General features: G+C 66.9%; 25 protein-coding genes. 1 reads left to right on the top strand and 24 read right to left on the bottom strand.

The features are described 5' to 3' along the window. Window positions 1-12: 12 nt before the first annotated feature. Entirely contained in the window at window positions 13-282 is a 270-nt protein-coding gene (locus ELQ94_RS11240; RefSeq protein ID WP_127050387.1) for an HPr family phosphocarrier protein, read from the bottom strand. Window positions 283-365: 83 nt separating this feature from the next. Further along, window positions 366-728 (bottom strand): PTS sugar transporter subunit IIB, encoded by a 363-nt coding sequence (locus ELQ94_RS11235; RefSeq protein ID WP_127050385.1) that lies wholly within the window; start codon window positions 726-728, stop codon window positions 366-368. 218 nt (window positions 729-946) lie between these two features. Between ELQ94_RS11235 and ELQ94_RS11230 the strand changes: the two genes are divergently transcribed. After that, a complete protein-coding gene (locus tag ELQ94_RS11230; protein ID WP_127050383.1) occupies window positions 947-2,890 on the top strand; it encodes a BglG family transcription antiterminator in 1,944 nt (647 codons plus the stop codon). Between the two features lie 71 nt (window positions 2,891-2,961). On the opposite strand, the gene ELQ94_RS11225 is transcribed toward ELQ94_RS11230, so the two are convergent. The 22 genes from ELQ94_RS11225 to rplD form a co-directional block, all read right to left on the bottom strand. Continuing rightward, the gene (locus ELQ94_RS11225) at window positions 2,962-3,858 is read right to left on the bottom strand and encodes an aminodeoxychorismate lyase (protein WP_127050380.1); all 897 of its coding nucleotides are present in this window, start codon (window positions 3,856-3,858) and stop codon (window positions 2,962-2,964) included. A 19-nt stretch (window positions 3,859-3,877) separates the two neighbouring features. After that, entirely contained in the window at window positions 3,878-4,705 is an 828-nt protein-coding gene (gene map / locus ELQ94_RS11220) for a type I methionyl aminopeptidase (RefSeq protein WP_127050378.1), read from the bottom strand. 5 nt (window positions 4,706-4,710) lie between these two features. Next, complete coding sequence (locus ELQ94_RS11215; RefSeq protein ID WP_127050376.1) at window positions 4,711-5,331, bottom strand: adenylate kinase; 621 nt, start codon at window positions 5,329-5,331, stop codon at window positions 4,711-4,713. Continuing rightward, on the bottom strand, window positions 5,328-6,650 hold the full coding sequence (gene secY, locus ELQ94_RS11210; protein WP_127050374.1) for a preprotein translocase subunit SecY: 1,323 nt from the start codon (window positions 6,648-6,650) through the stop codon (window positions 5,328-5,330). The genes ELQ94_RS11215 and secY overlap by 4 nt, the downstream gene beginning before the upstream one ends. Before the next feature lie 198 nt (window positions 6,651-6,848). Continuing rightward, window positions 6,849-7,547 (bottom strand): 50S ribosomal protein L15, encoded by a 699-nt coding sequence (gene rplO, locus ELQ94_RS11205; protein WP_127050372.1) that lies wholly within the window; start codon window positions 7,545-7,547, stop codon window positions 6,849-6,851. Continuing rightward, window positions 7,547-7,732: a 50S ribosomal protein L30 gene (gene rpmD / locus ELQ94_RS11200; protein ID WP_127050370.1), complete on the bottom strand. Its 186-nt coding sequence runs from the start codon at window positions 7,730-7,732 to the stop codon at window positions 7,547-7,549. Before rpmD ends, rplO begins: the two co-directional genes overlap by 1 nt. Beyond that, window positions 7,732-8,421, bottom strand: coding sequence for a 30S ribosomal protein S5 (rpsE, locus tag ELQ94_RS11195; RefSeq protein WP_127050830.1), 690 nt, complete (start codon window positions 8,419-8,421; stop codon window positions 7,732-7,734). Before rpsE ends, rpmD begins: the two co-directional genes overlap by 1 nt. Before the next feature lie 116 nt (window positions 8,422-8,537). After that, window positions 8,538-8,897, bottom strand: coding sequence for a 50S ribosomal protein L18 (rplR, locus tag ELQ94_RS11190; protein ID WP_127050368.1), 360 nt, complete (start codon window positions 8,895-8,897; stop codon window positions 8,538-8,540). Between the two features lie 2 nt (window positions 8,898-8,899). Beyond that, a complete protein-coding gene (gene rplF / locus ELQ94_RS11185) occupies window positions 8,900-9,436 on the bottom strand; it encodes a 50S ribosomal protein L6 (RefSeq protein ID WP_127050366.1) in 537 nt (178 codons plus the stop codon). A 6-nt stretch (window positions 9,437-9,442) separates the two neighbouring features. Beyond that, the gene (gene rpsH / locus ELQ94_RS11180) at window positions 9,443-9,841 is read right to left on the bottom strand and encodes a 30S ribosomal protein S8 (RefSeq protein ID WP_106561981.1); all 399 of its coding nucleotides are present in this window, start codon (window positions 9,839-9,841) and stop codon (window positions 9,443-9,445) included. 106 nt (window positions 9,842-9,947) lie between these two features. Beyond that, on the bottom strand, window positions 9,948-10,532 hold the full coding sequence (gene rplE / locus ELQ94_RS11175; RefSeq protein WP_127050364.1) for a 50S ribosomal protein L5: 585 nt from the start codon (window positions 10,530-10,532) through the stop codon (window positions 9,948-9,950). Then, the gene (gene rplX, locus ELQ94_RS11170) at window positions 10,532-10,894 is read right to left on the bottom strand and encodes a 50S ribosomal protein L24 (protein WP_127050363.1); all 363 of its coding nucleotides are present in this window, start codon (window positions 10,892-10,894) and stop codon (window positions 10,532-10,534) included. The genes rplE and rplX overlap by 1 nt, the downstream gene beginning before the upstream one ends. A gap of 3 nt (window positions 10,895-10,897) precedes the next feature. Next, window positions 10,898-11,266 carry a 50S ribosomal protein L14 gene (gene rplN, locus ELQ94_RS11165; protein ID WP_127050361.1) on the bottom strand — a complete coding sequence of 123 codons (369 nt, stop codon included), beginning with the start codon at window positions 11,264-11,266 and terminating at the stop codon, window positions 10,898-10,900. A gap of 33 nt (window positions 11,267-11,299) precedes the next feature. Next, window positions 11,300-11,620: a 30S ribosomal protein S17 gene (gene rpsQ, locus ELQ94_RS11160; RefSeq protein WP_127050359.1), complete on the bottom strand. Its 321-nt coding sequence runs from the start codon at window positions 11,618-11,620 to the stop codon at window positions 11,300-11,302. A 2-nt stretch (window positions 11,621-11,622) separates the two neighbouring features. Beyond that, complete coding sequence (gene rpmC / locus ELQ94_RS11155) at window positions 11,623-11,952, bottom strand: 50S ribosomal protein L29 (RefSeq protein WP_127050357.1); 330 nt, start codon at window positions 11,950-11,952, stop codon at window positions 11,623-11,625. Next, a complete protein-coding gene (gene rplP, locus ELQ94_RS11150) occupies window positions 11,952-12,371 on the bottom strand; it encodes a 50S ribosomal protein L16 (RefSeq protein ID WP_106561987.1) in 420 nt (139 codons plus the stop codon). The genes rpmC and rplP overlap by 1 nt, the downstream gene beginning before the upstream one ends. Before the next feature lie 2 nt (window positions 12,372-12,373). Then, window positions 12,374-13,126 (bottom strand): 30S ribosomal protein S3, encoded by a 753-nt coding sequence (rpsC, locus tag ELQ94_RS11145; protein ID WP_106561988.1) that lies wholly within the window; start codon window positions 13,124-13,126, stop codon window positions 12,374-12,376. After that, entirely contained in the window at window positions 13,126-13,491 is a 366-nt protein-coding gene (gene rplV, locus ELQ94_RS11140) for a 50S ribosomal protein L22 (RefSeq protein WP_127050355.1), read from the bottom strand. The genes rpsC and rplV overlap by 1 nt, the downstream gene beginning before the upstream one ends. Before the next feature lie 26 nt (window positions 13,492-13,517). After that, window positions 13,518-13,799 carry a 30S ribosomal protein S19 gene (gene rpsS, locus ELQ94_RS11135; RefSeq protein WP_127050353.1) on the bottom strand — a complete coding sequence of 94 codons (282 nt, stop codon included), beginning with the start codon at window positions 13,797-13,799 and terminating at the stop codon, window positions 13,518-13,520. A gap of 12 nt (window positions 13,800-13,811) precedes the next feature. Next, window positions 13,812-14,651 carry a 50S ribosomal protein L2 gene (gene rplB, locus ELQ94_RS11130; protein ID WP_127050351.1) on the bottom strand — a complete coding sequence of 280 codons (840 nt, stop codon included), beginning with the start codon at window positions 14,649-14,651 and terminating at the stop codon, window positions 13,812-13,814. 19 nt (window positions 14,652-14,670) lie between these two features. Next, window positions 14,671-14,967, bottom strand: a complete 297-nt coding sequence (gene rplW / locus ELQ94_RS11125) for a 50S ribosomal protein L23 (RefSeq protein WP_127050348.1) — start codon at window positions 14,965-14,967, stop codon at window positions 14,671-14,673. Beyond that, window positions 14,967-15,617 carry a 50S ribosomal protein L4 gene (gene rplD, locus ELQ94_RS11120; RefSeq protein WP_127050346.1) on the bottom strand — a complete coding sequence of 217 codons (651 nt, stop codon included), beginning with the start codon at window positions 15,615-15,617 and terminating at the stop codon, window positions 14,967-14,969. Before rplD ends, rplW begins: the two co-directional genes overlap by 1 nt.

Genomic DNA, 15,617 nt, shown 5'->3' with positions numbered 1-15,617 from the left:
GCATCGTGTGGATCAGGACTCGTCGTGGTCGGTGACGAGGAGCTCCGTGAGCTCGTCGAGAGTGGCCTCAGCGCCCTCGGCGTCAGTCGACAGCGTCACGTAGTCGCCGTGCTCGACACCGAGCGAGATGACCCCGAGGATGCTCGCGGCGTTGACGGGCTTGCCGTCGCCCTTCGCGATCGTGACGGGGCCGGGGGCCGCGGCGGCCGCCTGCGTGAACAGCTTCGCCGGACGGGCGTGCAGTCCGTGCGACGATCCGATGCGAACGGTGCGTGTAACCATGTCGAGCTCCTCAGGCGCCACCTGGTGTCGTGCTCCCCCATGTGCGGTCGGTCGGGCATCCGTGAGGATGCTCGTGCCCGCGGTCATGATCCCACCCCGGCGGCGTCGAGGGCGGTCTGGAGAGCGAGGTCGCCGTCGAGCGAGCCGACGGCCGATTCGGGAAGGAGGGCGACGCGGACGCGCGCATCGGCCGCCAGCGCCGCTGCACGGATGTCCTCGAGTCGTGAGGCGAGGTGCGGTCCGACGAGGACGAGATCGACTCCCGTCGGACCGGAGAGGGCCGAGGCGGAGTCGCTTGAAGCGGATTCGGCCAAGGCCGATCCCATGAGTTCGATCGAACCGGCCCGAGCGGTGATGTCGAGGCCACGCGCGGCGGCGGCACGACGGAGTCGGAGGGCGACGAAGGTCGAGGACGCGCCGGCTCCACACACTACGAGGATCTCCATCGATCCGTCCCTGCGCTTTCCATCGTGGTTCGAACGGGCGTCTCCACACCCAGATACCGACGAGTCTCGCCGTTCCATCCCCTGCCCGCCACCAGGAAACCTTCCGCGGGTGCGGAAAGGTCCTCCCCCGCCGGGGGCAAGCAGGAGCACGAGCCCGCCCGAGATGGTTGACTCGGAGGATGCACCGCCGTCCGGCGGGCCGATGACGAGGAGCCAGCGTGACGCGCGAGAGGCAGGATCGGATCCTCGCGCATCTGGCGCGCGCATCGGACTGGGTCACGGCGTCCGAGCTCGCCGACGCCCTCGGGGTCACTCCCCGCAGCGTGCGGACCTACCTCGCCCGGCTCCGCACACGTGCGGGCGCGGACGAGCTCGTCGTCTCGGGCCCGTCCGGGTACCGCCTCGACGACGACGCCTACGCGCGCTTCCGCCGGCTCGAGCGCGTCGTCGGTACGACGGAGACGCCGCGGGAGCGCAGCACCCGCATCATCCGGGATCTCCTCGCCGAGTCGGACGGGGTCGACGTCTTCACCCTCGCCGAGCGACTGCATGTGAGCGACTCCACGATCGAGGCGGATCTCGCGAAGATCCGCCCCGTGGTCTCGGCCGTCGATCTGCAGATCGTGCGAGCGGGCTCGGTCGTGTCGATCTCCGGCGCGGAACGCGACCGACGACGGCTGATCAGCCGTCTCTTCCGCGACGAGACCGCCCAGGCGCGCATCGACCTCGACGCCGTCGAGCGCGCCTTCGCCTCCGACAGTCTCAGCGCCTTCAAGACCGCGCTGCTCGCCGAGCTCGAGTCCCGGGCCTACTACGTGAACGACTACGGGACCGACAACGTCCTCCTGCACATCGCGATCGCCGTCGATCGTGTCGCCCACGACAAGCGCGTCCCGGATGACGAACGGCCGACGAGATCCGAGGACTTCCACGGGGAGGAGTTCCCCGCGCTCCTCGACGGCCTCGTGCGCGAGCACTTCGGAGTCGCACTCGGGCGGGGGGACGCCGAGTACCTCGGGTACCTGCTGTCCACGCGGGCCGTGGCTCCTGGAGCCCCCGCGGAGGAGCAACCGGACGGAGGCGACGACGGGCGTCGCCGGTACCTCGCCGACGAGGAGCTCGCACGCGTGCGCCGCATCACCGAGCGCGCCGGAGCTGAGTATTCGGTCGACCTCGACGACGACGATTTCAACACGCGGCTCGCGCTGCACGTCCACAACCTGCTCGAACGCGCGAGCGATCGCTCCTTCTCGCGCAATCCGCTCACGCGGTCGATCAAGACCTCCTACCCCATGATCTACGAGCTCGCGGTCTTCATCGCCCGCGAGCTGCGCGACCTGAGCGGCGTCGAGATCGACGACGACGAGATCGCGTACATCGCGATGCACGTGGGGGCGCACCTGCAGCAGGAGGCGAGGCGCGAGGACCTCGAGCCCGTCGTCCTCGTCTGTCCCAACTACTACGACCTGCACCGAGTGCTTCGCGCGCGCATCCTCGCCACGGTCGGTGACGCCGTCACGATCGAGCACGTCGTCACCCGGTCGGACGTGCCCTGGTCCGCGCTCGGCGTCGACCTCGTGCTCTCGACGATCGAACCCCCCGTGCCGGACGAGTCGGTCCTCGTGGTGGGACCGTTCTTCGGCGACGCGGACGCAGAGCGGGTTCGTCGCGCGGTGACCCGCGTGCGCCGCGGCCGACGGCGCTCCGCCATCGCCCAGGAGCTCCTCGAGTACTTCTCCCCCGCCCTCTTCGTCCGTAACGGCTACGCCGGCGACGAGGAGGCGATGATCCGGCAACTGGGGGACCTCATGATCGCGGACGGCGCGATCGACGATGACTACCTCGTCGGCGTCGTCGAGCGAGAACGGATGTCGTCCACTGCATTCACGGATTCCCTCGCCGTGCCGCACGCCATGGCGATGTCGGCGAAGCGCACGGCGATCGCCATCGCGGTGAACGAGCACAGCATGCCGTGGGGCGAGGCCCGCGTGAACGTCGTCGCGCTCATCGCCTTCAGCGCGGATGGCCGGGCCCGTTTCCAACCCGTCTTCGACCAGATCGTCGAGGTCTTCTCGGGTCGCGAGGACGTGCAGCGCATCATCAAGGGCTCGGTCGACTTCCCCTCGTTCATCGACGAGCTCGTCCACACGATGGACGCCTGACAGACCCCTTCCCCACCACCACCGGGTGGACGCGACACGTCGTGATGACGGCCGATCGGGACGAGGGTGGATCAGCGCGCGAGGAGCGCCGCGTTCATGCCGTCCGTGAGCGGGTCGATCGCGAGGGTGCGGCCGTCGATCGCCGTGATGGGGGCGGCGAGGCGAACGCTCGAGACGAACCAGGCCGCGTCCGCCTCGGCGAGGCGGGCGGCCGGGACGGTGTCGTACGTCGCGTCGACCCCCTGCTGCTCGAGCCACCGGTAGATCGCCGCCTGGGTCGTGCCCGGGAGGATGCCCCCGTCGGTCGACGGTGTCACGATGGTCTCCCCGAATCGCACCAGCAGGCTCGACGTGGGCCCCTCGAGCGCGAAGCCGTCCGAGGACACGAAGAGTGCGTCGTCGGCACCCCGGCGCTTGGCCTCGCGGATCGCCGCCATGTTCACGGCGTACGACAGGGTCTTCGCACCCGCGAGCAGCCACGGGGCGCGATCGGCGATGTCGAGCGGCCACCCTCGATCGAGCGTGACGACGCGGATGCCGCTCCGACGCTCCGCGAAGTCCGACGTCGAGGCGCGGGCGACGATCCAGGCCGTGGGGGTCCCGGCCCCCTCGATCCCCCGCGTGAGGACGATCTTGAGGGAGCCCTGGCCGGTCGTCGGGAGGCTCGCGACCGCCCTCTCCATCGCGCTCCGCCATTGGCCGAGGTGCGGTTCCGGGAGATCGAGCATCCGGGCCGACCGGACGAGCCGGCCGAGGTGGTCCTCGACGCCGTGGGCGCGACCGTCGATGACACCGAGTGTCTCGAAGATCCCGTCGCCGCGCGAGGCACCCAGATCGAGGACGCTCAGGCGTGGGTCGAGCGCGTCGGCTTCGGAGATGGTCGCCCCGATGGACGCGGCCCCCTGATCGTCGCCCGCGGGCAGAGGGGCGAGGAAGAAGACGCGTGCGGGGGACGGCGGTGTCGGCATGATCCGACCCTACGCCCGCTCAGGCGATGGGGACGGGCGTCACGCCGAACGGCGCCAGTCCGGACGCCCCGCCGTCCGTCGCGGTGAGGACCCACACTCCCCCGGCGTGCACGGCGATGCTGTGCTCCCAGTGGGAGGCCATGCCTCCGTCGACGGTGGTCACCGTCCAGTCGTCGTCCTGCACGAGCGTCTCGGGGCTCCCCGTGACGACCATGGGTTCGATCGCGACGGCGAGGCCCGCCTTCACCTCGGGGCCCTTCTTGGGCACGCGGTAGTTGAAGACGGGTGGCGCCTCGTGCATCGAGCGACCGATCCCGTGACCGATGTAGTCGGTGATGATGCCGAAGTCGCCGCGCGCCTCGATGGCCCCCTGGATCGCGTCGCCGACCTCGTTGAGGTGACGAGCCGTCGCGAGTCGTGCGATCCCGGCCCACATCGACGCTTCGGTGACCTCGGAGAGCCGGCGTCGCTCGGCGACGAGCTCCGGCCGCTGCGCGTCATCGAGCACCACCGTGAAGGCCGAATCGCCGTTCCAACCGTCGACCTCGGCGCCGCAGTCCACGGAGACGATGTCCCCGGCCTGCAGCGGGACGTCGTTCGGGATACCGTGCACGACGTCGGCACCGACCGAGGCGCAGATCGTGTGTGCGTAGCCCGGGACGAGCTGAAAATTCGGCCGTCCCCCGCCCGAGCGGATCGTCGCCTCGGCGATCGCGTCGAGTTCGAGGGTCGTGACGCCTGGCCGGATCGCCGCACGGACAGCGGTCAATGCGGCTTCCGTGAGCAGCCCGGGAGCGATCATCGACCGGAGCTGGGCCGGTGATTTGTAGAGGGACGTGCGGAACACGTTCGTCAGACCGCGTCGACGCCGGCGGGCTGGAAGCCGCGCTGGGCGAGAGCCGTCGCGACGCGACCGGCGACCTCGTCGACCGTGCCGAGGCCGTCGACCTCGGCCACGAGACCTCGCTCGCGGTACAACGCGATGACCGGCTCCGTCTGCTCGAGGTACACGCCCTGACGGTGACGGATGACGTCCTCCGTGTCGTCCTCACGGCCCTGGTCGACCGCGCGCTTCAGGAGACGCTCAACGACCTCGTCCGTGTCGGCGACCAGGAGGATGACGGCGTCGACCGACGCGCCCGTCTCGGCCAGGATGCGATCGAGCTCGGTGACCTGGTCCGTGGTGCGGGGATAACCGTCGAGCAGGAACCCACCCACCGCGTCATCCTGGTGGAGCCGGTCCCGGACGATCTCGTTCGTCAGGGAATCGGGCACGTACCCGCCGCTCGAGACGATCGACTGGACCTTCTGCCCGAGCTCCGTGCCGTTCTTGATGTTGTCGCGGAAGATGTCGCCCGTCGAGATGGCCGGGATGCCGAAGGACGTAGCGATGAGCTTCGCCTGCGTGCCCTTCCCCGCCCCGGGCGGACCGACGATGAGCAGTCGCGTCCCCTGCTCGGGAGCGCCGCTCATCGAAGGAGCCCCTCGTAGTGCCGCTGCTGCAGCTGCGAGTCGATCTGCTTCACGGTCTCGAGTCCGACACCGACGATGATCAGGATCGACGCTCCGCCGAACGGGAAGTTCTGGTTCGCACCGACGAGAGCGAGGGCGATGAGCGGGATGAGCGCGATGAGACCGAGGTAGATCGAGCCAGGCAGCGTGACGCGCGTGAGGACGTAGTCGAGGTACTCCGCCGTGGGGCGACCGGCACGGATACCGGGGATGAACCCGCCGTACTTCTTCATGTTGTCCGCGACCTCTTCCGGGTTGAACGTGATGGCCACGTAGAAGTAGGTGAAACCGACGATCAGGAAGAAGTAGAGCGCCATGTATAGCGGGTGGTCGCCCTGCGTGAGGTAGTTCGTGACCCACGTGACCCACGCTGCGGGCTCTTGACCTGCGGCCGGCTGATTGAACTGCGCGATGAGGGCGGGCAGGTAGAGCAGCGAGGAGGCGAAGATCACGGGCACCACACCGGCCATGTTGACCTTGATGGGGATGTAGGTGTTGTTGCCGCCGTACGTGCGCCGCCCCACCATCCGCTTCGCGTACTGGACGGGGATCCGCCTCTGGGACTGCTCCACGAAGACCACGAGCGCGACGATCACGAGCCCGACGGCGATGACGAGGAGGAAGACCTCGAAGCCCTGTGACTGGTTGATGGCCCAGAGCGAGGCGGGGAACGTCGCGGAGATCGACGTGAAGATGAGCAGCGACATGCCGTTACCGATGCCGCGCTCGGTGATGAGCTCACCCATCCACATGATGAGGCCTGTTCCAGCGGTCATCGTGATGACCATGAGCAGGACGGCGTACCAGGTGTCGGTCGTCAGCAGCTGCGAGCACTCGGTGCTCGCGTTGGTGCCGAAGAGCGCTCCCGACCGGGCCACCGTGATGAGCGTCGTCGACTGGAGGATGCCGAGGAAGATCGTGAGGTAACGCGTGTACTGCGTGAGCTTGCCCTGGCCGGACTGCCCCTCCTTGTGAAGGGTCTCGAAGTGAGGGATCACGACGCGCAGGAGCTGCACGATGATCGACGCGGTGATGTACGGCATGATGCCGAGCGCGAAGATCGAGAGTTGGAGGAGCGCGCCACCCGAGAACAGGTTGACGAGCTCGTAGAGGCCGGACGTCCCCTGGTTCTGCTGCAGACACGTCTGCACGTTCGCGAAGTCGACGAACGGCGCCGGAACGAACGAGCCGAGCCGGTACAGGGCGATGATGCCCAGGGTGAAGCCGATCTTCCGTCGAAGGTCTGGGGTGCGGAAGATCCGCGCTACGGCGCTGAACAAAAGGGGGCCTCCTGGTTTCGAGCCGGTGAGAGCTCGTCGTCCCGGTCTGAACGATGGACCACGCGAAACGGGCCCGACAATCGAATCTATCCGATCATCGGGCCCGTTGGCGTACCTGGTCCACTGACGTCCCCCTCCGAGCGCCCCGTCGGTGTGACGGAGAGCCCCGGAGAGGAGCCGGTCGGGATTAGTTCGGGACTACTTTACCGAGCCGCCGGCCGCGAGGATCTTCTCCTGCGCGGAACCGGAGACCTTGTCGACGGTGACGTTGAGCTTGACGCCCAGGTCGCCATCGCCGCCGCCGAGGACCTTGACGAGCTCGTTCTTGCGAACGGCGCCCTTCTGGACGAGGTCGGCCACGGTGACGTCTCCACCCGACGGGTAGAGCTCTGCGAGCTTTTCGAGGTTGACGACCTGATACTCGACCCGGAACGGGTTCTTGAAGCCGCGCAGCTTCGGCGCACGCATGTGCGACGGAAGCTGACCACCCTCGAAGCCGGCCTTGATCGAGTAACGGGCCTTCGTGCCCTTGGTTCCACGACCCGCGGTCTTACCCTTGGATCCCTCACCACGACCCACACGGGTCCTGGCCTTCTTGGAACCGGCGGCGGGACGGAGGTGGTGGACCTTGAGGACCTGGGCGCGAGCCGCGGTCGTCTCAGTGGCCTTCTTCTCCGTCTTCGGCGCTGCATCCGACGACTCGGCCGAAGCCGAGGTCGATGCCGCAGCCTTCTTGGCCGGCGCCTTCTTGGGCTTGTCGGCGGCGGCCGCGGGGGCCTTCGCCTTGGGCGCGGCCTTTTCGGCCTTCGGAGCCTTCTCCGTCGTGTCCGACTTCGCCTTGGGCGCAGCCTTCTTCTTCGGGGTCTCCTCGGTGACGTCGTTCTTCTCGTCAGCCATTAGTCGATCTCCTCAACCTTCACGAGGTGAGCAACAGTGTTGACGTAGCCACGGTTCTGCGCGTCGTCCGGGCGGACGACGACATCGCCGATGCGCTTGAGGCCGAGGCTGCGCAGCGTGTCCCGCTGGTACTGCTTCTCACTAACTTTGGACTTGGTCTGCGTGACCTTCAGACGACCGGCCATCAGGCACCTACCTTCGCCGCGGCCGCAGCTGCGGCGTCGGCTTCTGCTCGGACGAGGCGCTCGGGAGCGACCTGGTCGAATTCGAGACCACGACGGGCGGCAACGGCACGAGGTTCCTCGAGCAGCTGCAGCGCCGTGACCGTGGCGTGGACGATGTTGATCGTGTTCGAGGAACCGAGCGACTTCGACAGCACGTCGTGGATACCGGCGCACTCCAGAACGGCGCGAACCGGTCCACCGGCGATGACACCGGTACCGGCAGCGGCCGGACGCAGCAGGACGACACCGGCTGCGGCCTCACCCTGGACGGGGTGCGGGATCGTCGATCCGACGCGGGGGACGCGGAAGAAGTTCTTCTTCGCCTCCTCGACGCCCTTCGAGATCGCGAGGGGAACCTCGCGGGCCTTGCCGTAGCCGACACCCACGAGTCCGTTGCCGTCACCGACGACGACGAGAGCAGTGAAGCTGAACCGACGTCCACCCTTCACGACCTTCGACACGCGGTTGATCGTGACGACGCGCTCGAGGAACTGGCTCTTGTCCTGGTCGCGACCTCCACGGTCGCGCCCGCCCTGGTTGCGGTCACGACCGCCGCCTCCGCCGCCGCCACGACGGCCGGAGCGCTCGTCGCGCGTCTGGCTCTCGCTACCGGCAGCGGTCTCGACCGGCTTCTCAGCGGTCTCGGCCACGGCCGTGTCCGGTGCGGTCTTCTCGGCCGCAGCCTTCTCCGGCGCGGTCGTGTCAGCCGCGGTGTTGTCAGGCGCAGTGGTCTCAGCCACAACCTTCTCCTTGTTGGTCTCTTCGCTCACAGGTTCAATCCACCCTCTCGAGCACCTTCGGCGATCGCCGCGACGCGTCCTGCGTAGCGGTTCCCGCCACGATCGAAAACGACACCTTCGATGCCGGCCTGCTTGGCACGCTCGGCGACGAGCTCGCCGACGCGCTTCGCCTTGGCGGTCTTGTCACCGTCGAACGAGCGCAGGTCGGTCTCGAGCGTCGAAGCCGACACGAGCGTGTGGCCCCGGGCGTCGTCGACGACCTGGACGAAGACGTGACGAGCAGAGCGCGTCACGACGAGACGGGGACGGAGGGCTGTACCCTCGATCTTCTTCCGCAGACGCGCGTGGCGACGGCCACGGGCGGCGGACTTGGTCTTGACAGCCATGGTTACTTACCAGCCTTTCCGGCCTTGCGGCGAACGTTCTCGCCGGCGTAACGCACACCCTTGCCTTTGTAGGGCTCGGGCTTGCGGATCTTGCGGATGTTGGCGGCGACTTCACCGACGGCCTGCTTGTCGATGCCCGACACGGTGAGCTTGTTGTTGCCCTCAACCGTGAAGGTGATGCCGACCGGCGGCTCGACGACGACGGGGTGGGAGAAGCCGAGGGCGAACTCGACCGAGTCGCCCTTCTGCATGACCCGGTAACCGGTGCCGACGACCTCGAGGCCCTTGGTGTACCCCTGCGTCACGCCGATGATCTGGTTGGCGATGAGCGTACGGGTGAGGCCGTGGAGCGAACGCGACGTGCGCTCGTCGTCCGGACGGGTGACGAGGACCTGGTTGTCTTCGACAACGGCCTCGATGGGGGCTGCGACGGTGAGCGCGAGCTCACCCTTCGGGCCCTTGACGGCGACATCACGGCCGTCGATCGAGACGGTCACCCCGGAGGGGATGTCGATGGGGAGTCTTCCAATACGGGACATGACGGATTACCACACGTAGGCGAGGACTTCCCCGCCGACGCCCTTCTTCTCAGCCTGGCGGTCGGTGAGCAGACCGGAGGAGGTGGACAGGATGGCGACACCGAGACCGCCGAGCACGGTGGGGAGCTCGGTCGACTTCGCGTAGACGCGGAGACCGGGCTTCGAGACCCGCTTGATGCCGGCGATCGAGCGCTCGCGGTTGGGGCCGAACTTGAGGCTCAGGGTGAGCGTCTGGCCGACGGCCGCATCGGCGACGGTCCACTCGGAGATGTAACCCTCCGACTTGAGGATGTCGGCGATGTGCCCCTTGAGCTTCGAGTGGGGCATGGAGACGCTGTCGTGGTACGCCGAGTTGGCGTTCCGCAGTCTGGTCAGCATGTCTGCGACCGGATCTGTCATCGTCATGATGGATTTCCTTCGTTCACCAGGTTTCGGCACCCGTTACGCGAGTGACGACCTGTGGTGGTGGGGTCCGGCGGTTGCCGGACCCCTGCCCTGCCGGTGGCAGAGCCTACTTCGCGGTGTCGGCCGACTTGAAGGGGAAACCGAGCGCCTTGAGCAGCGCACGTCCCTCGTCGTCGGTCTTCGCCGTCGTGACGACCGTGATGTCCATACCGCGGACACGGTCGATACGGTCCTGGTTGATCTCGTGGAACACAGCCTGCTCCGTGAGACCGAACGTGTAGTTGCCGTTGCCGTCGAACTGGCGGTCCGAGAGGCCGCGGAAGTCGCGGATACGGGGCAGTGCGAGCGAGAGCAGCCGGTCGAGGAACTCCCACATGCGGTCGCCGCGCAGTGTGACGTGCGCGCCGATCGGCTGACCCTCGCGCAGCTTGAACTGAGCGATGGACTTGCGGGCCTTCGTGACCTGCGGCTTCTGACCCGTGATGAGGGTGAGGTCCGCGATCGCGCCGTCGATGATCTTGCCATCGCGGGCCGCGTCGCCGACACCCATGTTCACGACGATCTTGGTGAGCGTCGGGATCTGGTGGACGTTCGTGAAGCCGAGGTCGCCCATCAGCTTCGCGGCGAGCTCGCCCTTGTACTTTTCCTTGAGGCGGGGCTGGATTTTGCCAGCCGCAGCAGTGTCTGTCATTACGTGAGGTCCTTACCAGACTTCTTGTCGATGCGAACGCGACGCGTCTTGGAGACGCCGTCCTTCACGACTTCTTCGGAACGGTAGCCGACCTTGACCGGCTTCTTCGTGTCGGGGTCGAGCAGCACCACGTTGGAGATGTGGATCGGGGCCTCATGGGTCTCGATGCCACCGGTCTTCGTGCCGCGCTGCGTCTGTCCCTGACGGACGTGCTTGGTGACGTAGTTGACACCCTCGACGATGACGCGGTTTCGCTCCACGAGCACCTCGATGACGCGGCCCTGCTTGCCGCGGAACCCACCACGGTCCTGCTTGGGTCCCGTGATCACCTGGACCAGGTCGCCCTTTTTGATCTTCGCCATGATTTAGATAACCTCCGGCGCCAGCGACACGATCTTCATGAACTTCTTGTCGCGAAGTTCACGACCGACCGGCCCGAAGATGCGGGTTCCACGAGGGTCGCCGTCACCCTTCAGGATCACTGCCGCGTTCTCATCGAACTTGATGTAGGACCCGTCGTTGCGACGCGTCTGCTTCTTGACCCGGACGACGACCGCCTTGACGACGTCGCCCTTCTTGACGTTGCCGCCGGGGATGGCGTCCTTGACGGTCGCGACGATGACGTCGCCGAGGCCGGCGTAGCGCCGAGCCGAGCCACCGAGGACCCGGATCGTGAGCAACTCCTTGGCGCCGGTGTTGTCGGCCACCTTGACGCGCGATTCCTGCTGAAGCATCCTGTTCTCCTTCTCCGAAGTAAGCCCGGGGGCTTACTTGGCCTTCTCGAGGACTTCGACCAGGCGCCAGCGCTTGGTCGCGCTCAGCGGGCGGGTCTCCGAGATGATGACGAGGTCACCGATGCCGGCGGTCCCGTTCTCGTCGTGCGCCTTGACCTTGGACGTGCGACGGATGACCTTGCCGTAGAGCGGGTGCTTCACCCGGTCCTCGACCTCGACCACGATGGTCTTGTCCATCTTGTCGCTCGTCACGTAGCCGCGACGCGTCTTGCGGTAACCGCGGCTCGCGGCGTCCTTGACGTCGTGCTCGGCCGACTCGTGACCCTGCGCAGCCTTCTCAGTTGCGGTAGCCATGTCTAGGCCTCCTTCGTCTCGTCGGGCGTCGCGGTGGTGTCCTCAGCGGACTCCTTCGCAGCCTTCTTGCTCTTCTTCGGGGCCTTGGTGGGCACCTCGATGGGAGCCGGGGTGGCCCGGATCCCGAGCTCGCGCTCACGGATGACCGTGTAGATGCGGGCGATGTCGCGCTTGACGGCGCGCAGACGCCCGTGCGTCTCGAGCTGGCCGGTCGCGGCCTGGAAGCGCAGGTTGAACAGCTCTTCCTTGGCCTTCCGCAGCTCATCGACGAGTCGCTCGTCTTCGAATGTGTCGAGCTCGATGGGGCTGAGCTCCTTGGAACCGATCGCCATTATGCGTCGCCCTCCTCGCGCTTGATGATGCGTGCCTTGAGGGGCAGCTTGTGGATAGCACGGGTGAGCGCCTCGCGGGCGAGAGTCTCGTCGACTCCCGCGACCTCGAAGAGCACACGGCCGGGCTTGACGTTCGCGACCCACCACTCGGGCGAACCCTTACCGGAACCCATGCGGGTTTCGGCCGGCTTCTTCGTGAGCGGACGGTCGGGGTAGATGTTGATCCACACCTTTCCACCACGCTTGATGTGACGCGTCATGGCGATACGAGCGGACTCGATCTGACGGTTGGTCACGTAAGCGGGCGTCATGGCCTGGATGCCGAACTCGCCGAAGCTGACCTTCGTGCCACCGGTCGCCTGACCGGTACGCACGGGGCGGTGCTGCTTGCGGTGCTTGACTCTGCGTGGGATCAACATGGTTATGCCTCAACTCCTGCGGCGACGGGCGCCTCGTTACGAGGGGCACGACGCGGACGGTCGCTGCGCTCCGGACGGCTGGACTTCTGGCCGGCCTGCTCGCGAGCGAGTTCCTTGTTCGTGATGTCGCCCTTGTAGATCCACACCTTCACGCCGATGCGGCCGAACGTCGTCTTGGCCTCGTAGAAGCCGTAGTCGATGTTCGCGCGGAGCGTGTGCAGGGGCACGCGGCCCTCGCGGTAGAACTCCGAGCGGCTCATCTCGGCGCCGCCGAGACGACCGGACACCTGGATGCGGACACCCTTGGCGCCGGCACGCTGAGCGCCCTGCAGTCCCTTGCGCATCGCGCGGCGGAACGCCACACGAGCGGTGAGCTGCTCGGCGATGCCCTGGGCGACGAGCTGAGCGTCGGCCTCGGGGTTCTTGACCTCGAGGATGTTCAGCTGGATCTGCTTCTTCGTGAGCTTCTCGAGGTCGGCGCGGATCCGCTCCGCCTCGGCGCCGCGGCGACCGATGACGATGCCGGGGCGAGCCGTGTGGATGTCCACACGGACGCGGTCACGCGTCCGCTCGATCTCGATACGCGAGACGCCGGCGCGGTCGAGCGAAGTGCTCAGCAGGCGACGGATCTTCACGTCCTCGGCCACGTAATCGGCGTAGCGCTGTCCGGGCTTCGTGCTGTCGGCGTACCAACGCGACACATGGTCGGTGGTGATGCCGAGGCGGAAGCCGTACGGGTTGACTTTCTGACCCATTACTTCGTCCCCTCCTCGGGAGTGGCGAGCACAACCGTGATGTGGCTCGTGCGCTTGTTGATACGGAATGCACGGCCCTGGGCACGCGGCTGGAAACGCTTGAGGGTCGCGCCCTCGTCGACGAATGCCTTGGCGATGTACAGGTCCTGCTCGTCCAGGTAGCTGTTGGTCGCGTCGGCCTTGACCCGTGCGTTCGCGATAGCGGACGCGACGAGCTTGTAGACCGGCTCCGATGCAGCCTGCGGGGCGAACTTCAGGATGGCGAGTGCCTCCTGAGCCTGCTTGCCGCGGATGAGGTTGACGACACGACGGGCCTTCATGGGGGTCACGCGGATGTGTCGCACGCGTGCGATGGCTTCCACCATTTCTGTTCCTCCTAACGCCACCGCGGTCAGCGGCGGCGACCCTTCTTGTCGTCCTTCACGTGGCCGCGGAAGGTACGCGTCGGCGCGAACTCGCCGAGCTTGTGACCGACCATGGTCTCGGTGACGAACACCGGGATGTGCTTGCGACCATCGTGAACGGCGATCGTGTGGTTGAGCATGGCGGGCACGATCATCGAGCGGCGCGACCAGGTCTTGATGACGTTCTTGGAGCCGGCTTCGTTCTGCGCGACGACCTTGCGAAACAGGTGGTCGTCAACGAAGGGGCCCTTCTTGAGACTGCGAGGCATCTTCTACAACTCCTACTTGCGCTTCTTGAGGGCGGTACGACGGCGGACGATGAGCTTGTCGCTCTCCTTGTTGGGGTGGCGCGTGCGGCCTTCCTTCTGGCCCCACGGGCTGACCGGGTGGCGTCCACCGGAGGTCTTGCCCTCACCACCACCGTGCGGGTGGTCGACCGGGTTCATCGCGACACCACGCACGGTCGGGCGGACGCCCTTCCAGCGCTTCCGGCCGGCCTTGCCCCAGTTGATGTTCGACTGCTCGGCGTTACCGACCTCGCCGACGGTCGCGCGGCAGCGCGCGTCGACGTTGCGGATCTCACCGGACGGCAGACGGAGCTGCGCGTAGGGGCCGTCCTTGGCGACGAGTCGCACGGAGGCTCCGGCGGAACGGGCCATCTTGGCGCCGCCACCGGGCTTAAGCTCGATCGCGTGGATGACCGTACCGGTGGGGATGTTGCGCAGCGGCAGGTTGTTGCCCGGCTTGATGTCCGCTCCGGCACCCGACTCGACGATGTCGCCCTGCGAGAGCTTGTTCGGCGCGAGGATGTAGCGCTTCGTGCCGTCCACGAAGTGGAGCAGCGCGATGCGAGCCGTGCGGTTGGGGTCGTACTCGATGTGAGCGACCTTGGCGTTCACGCCGTCCTTGTCATTGCGACGGAAGTCGATGAGGCGGTACTGGCGCTTGTGTCCACCACCGATGTGACGGGTCGTGATGCGTCCCTGGTTGTTGCGTCCACCGGTCTTGGAGATCGGACGGAGCAGCGACTTCTCGGGCGTCGATCGCGTGATCTCGGCGAAGTCGGCGACGCTGGAGCCGCGGCGACCAGGGGTCGTGGGCTTGTACTTGCGAATAGCCATGTTTTCTTCCTCCCGTTTCCTAGCCGACAGCCGTGAAGATGTCGATGGAACCGGACTTGAGTGTGACGATGGCGCGCTTGGTGTCCTTGCGCTTACCGAGGCCGAACTTCGTGCGGCGCGTCTTACCCGTGCGGTTCAGGGTGTTCACGGACGCGACCTGGACCTGGAAGATCTTCTCGATGGCGAGCTTGATCTCGGTCTTGTTGGAGCGGGGGTCCACGACGAACGTGTACTTGCCCTCGTCGATCAGTCCGTAGCTCTTCTCGGAGACGACGGGGCTGATGATGATGTCGCGCGGGTCCTTGTTGGTGGCCATTACGCGTTCACCTCTTCCTTCTTGGACTTCGCCGCGACGAACGCGTCGAAGGCTGCCTTGGTGAAGACGATGTCGTCGGAGACGAGAACGTCGTACGCGTTGAGCTGGTCCTGGCTGAGCACGTGCACCGTGGGGAGGTTGCGGACGGCGAGCAGGCTCTGCTCGTCGTCGCGCTCGAGAACCACGAGGACGTGCTTCGAGGAGGCGATTCCGCCGAGGTAGGCGGCCGCTGCCCGCGTGATGCGCTCGTCCGCGAGGGCGAGCGTCTCGACGACGTGGAGGCGGCTGCCCCGTGCGCGATCCGAGAGGGCTCCGAGGAGCGCGGCGGCGATCATCTTCTTGGGGGTGCGCTGCGCGTAGCTGCGGGGCACCGGTCCGTGGACGATTCCACCACCCGTCATCTGAGGGGCACGGATCGAGCCCTGACGGGCGCGACCGGTTCCCTTCTGCTTGAAGGGCTTACGACCAGCACCGGAGACCTCGCCACGACCCTTGGTCTTGTGCGTGCCCTGGCGAGCGGCCGCGAGCTGCGCGACGACGACCTGGTGGATCAGCGGGATGTTGGTCTGGACATCGAAGAGGTCGGAGGGGAGCTCGACGGAGCCGGCCTTCTTCCCTGCGGTGTCGAGAACGTCGAGTTCAGTAGCCAT

The organism is Labedella endophytica (genome assembly GCF_003990045.1).
Classification (GTDB): Bacteria; Actinomycetota; Actinomycetes; order Actinomycetales; family Microbacteriaceae; genus Labedella; species Labedella endophytica.
This window is presented reverse-complemented; position numbering and strand designations above follow the sequence as displayed.

Coding starts and splice junctions, on each gene's coding strand:
- rplE (WP_127050364.1), bottom strand. CDS start 10,532: ATGACAGACACTGCTGCGGCTGGCAAAATCCAGCCCCGCCTCAAGGAA.
- rpsS (WP_127050353.1), bottom strand. CDS start 13,799: ATGCCTCGCAGTCTCAAGAAGGGCCCCTTCGTTGACGACCACCTGTTT.
- rplO (WP_127050372.1), bottom strand. CDS start 7,547: ATGGCTGACGAGAAGAACGACGTCACCGAGGAGACCCCGAAGAAGAAG.
- rpsH (WP_106561981.1), bottom strand. CDS start 9,841: ATGACGATGACAGATCCGGTCGCAGACATGCTGACCAGACTGCGGAAC.
- rplW (WP_127050348.1), bottom strand. CDS start 14,967: ATGGCCACCAACAAGGACCCGCGCGACATCATCATCAGCCCCGTCGTC.
- rplD (WP_127050346.1), bottom strand. CDS start 15,617: ATGGCTACTGAACTCGACGTTCTCGACACCGCAGGGAAGAAGGCCGGC.
- ELQ94_RS11225 (WP_127050380.1), bottom strand. CDS start 3,858: ATGCCGACACCGCCGTCCCCCGCACGCGTCTTCTTCCTCGCCCCTCTG.
- rplF (WP_127050366.1), bottom strand. CDS start 9,436: ATGTCCCGTATTGGAAGACTCCCCATCGACATCCCCTCCGGGGTGACC.
- rpmD (WP_127050370.1), bottom strand. CDS start 7,732: ATGGCCGGTCGTCTGAAGGTCACGCAGACCAAGTCCAAAGTTAGTGAG.
- rpmC (WP_127050357.1), bottom strand. CDS start 11,952: ATGGCGATCGGTTCCAAGGAGCTCAGCCCCATCGAGCTCGACACATTC.
- rplP (WP_106561987.1), bottom strand. CDS start 12,371: ATGTTGATCCCACGCAGAGTCAAGCACCGCAAGCAGCACCGCCCCGTG.
- ELQ94_RS11240 (WP_127050387.1), bottom strand. CDS start 282: ATGGTTACACGCACCGTTCGCATCGGATCGTCGCACGGACTGCACGCC.
- rplX (WP_127050363.1), bottom strand. CDS start 10,894: ATGGCGAAGATCAAAAAGGGCGACCTGGTCCAGGTGATCACGGGACCC.
- rplV (WP_127050355.1), bottom strand. CDS start 13,491: ATGGTGGAAGCCATCGCACGCGTGCGACACATCCGCGTGACCCCCATG.
- rplR (WP_127050368.1), bottom strand. CDS start 8,897: ATGGCTGTCAAGACCAAGTCCGCCGCCCGTGGCCGTCGCCACGCGCGT.
- rpsC (WP_106561988.1), bottom strand. CDS start 13,126: ATGGGTCAGAAAGTCAACCCGTACGGCTTCCGCCTCGGCATCACCACC.
- ELQ94_RS11215 (WP_127050376.1), bottom strand. CDS start 5,331: ATGAGCGGCGCTCCCGAGCAGGGGACGCGACTGCTCATCGTCGGTCCG.
- ELQ94_RS11235 (WP_127050385.1), bottom strand. CDS start 728: ATGGAGATCCTCGTAGTGTGTGGAGCCGGCGCGTCCTCGACCTTCGTC.
- rplB (WP_127050351.1), bottom strand. CDS start 14,651: ATGGCTATTCGCAAGTACAAGCCCACGACCCCTGGTCGCCGCGGCTCC.
- rpsQ (WP_127050359.1), bottom strand. CDS start 11,620: ATGGCTACCGCAACTGAGAAGGCTGCGCAGGGTCACGAGTCGGCCGAG.
- rplN (WP_127050361.1), bottom strand. CDS start 11,266: ATGCTTCAGCAGGAATCGCGCGTCAAGGTGGCCGACAACACCGGCGCC.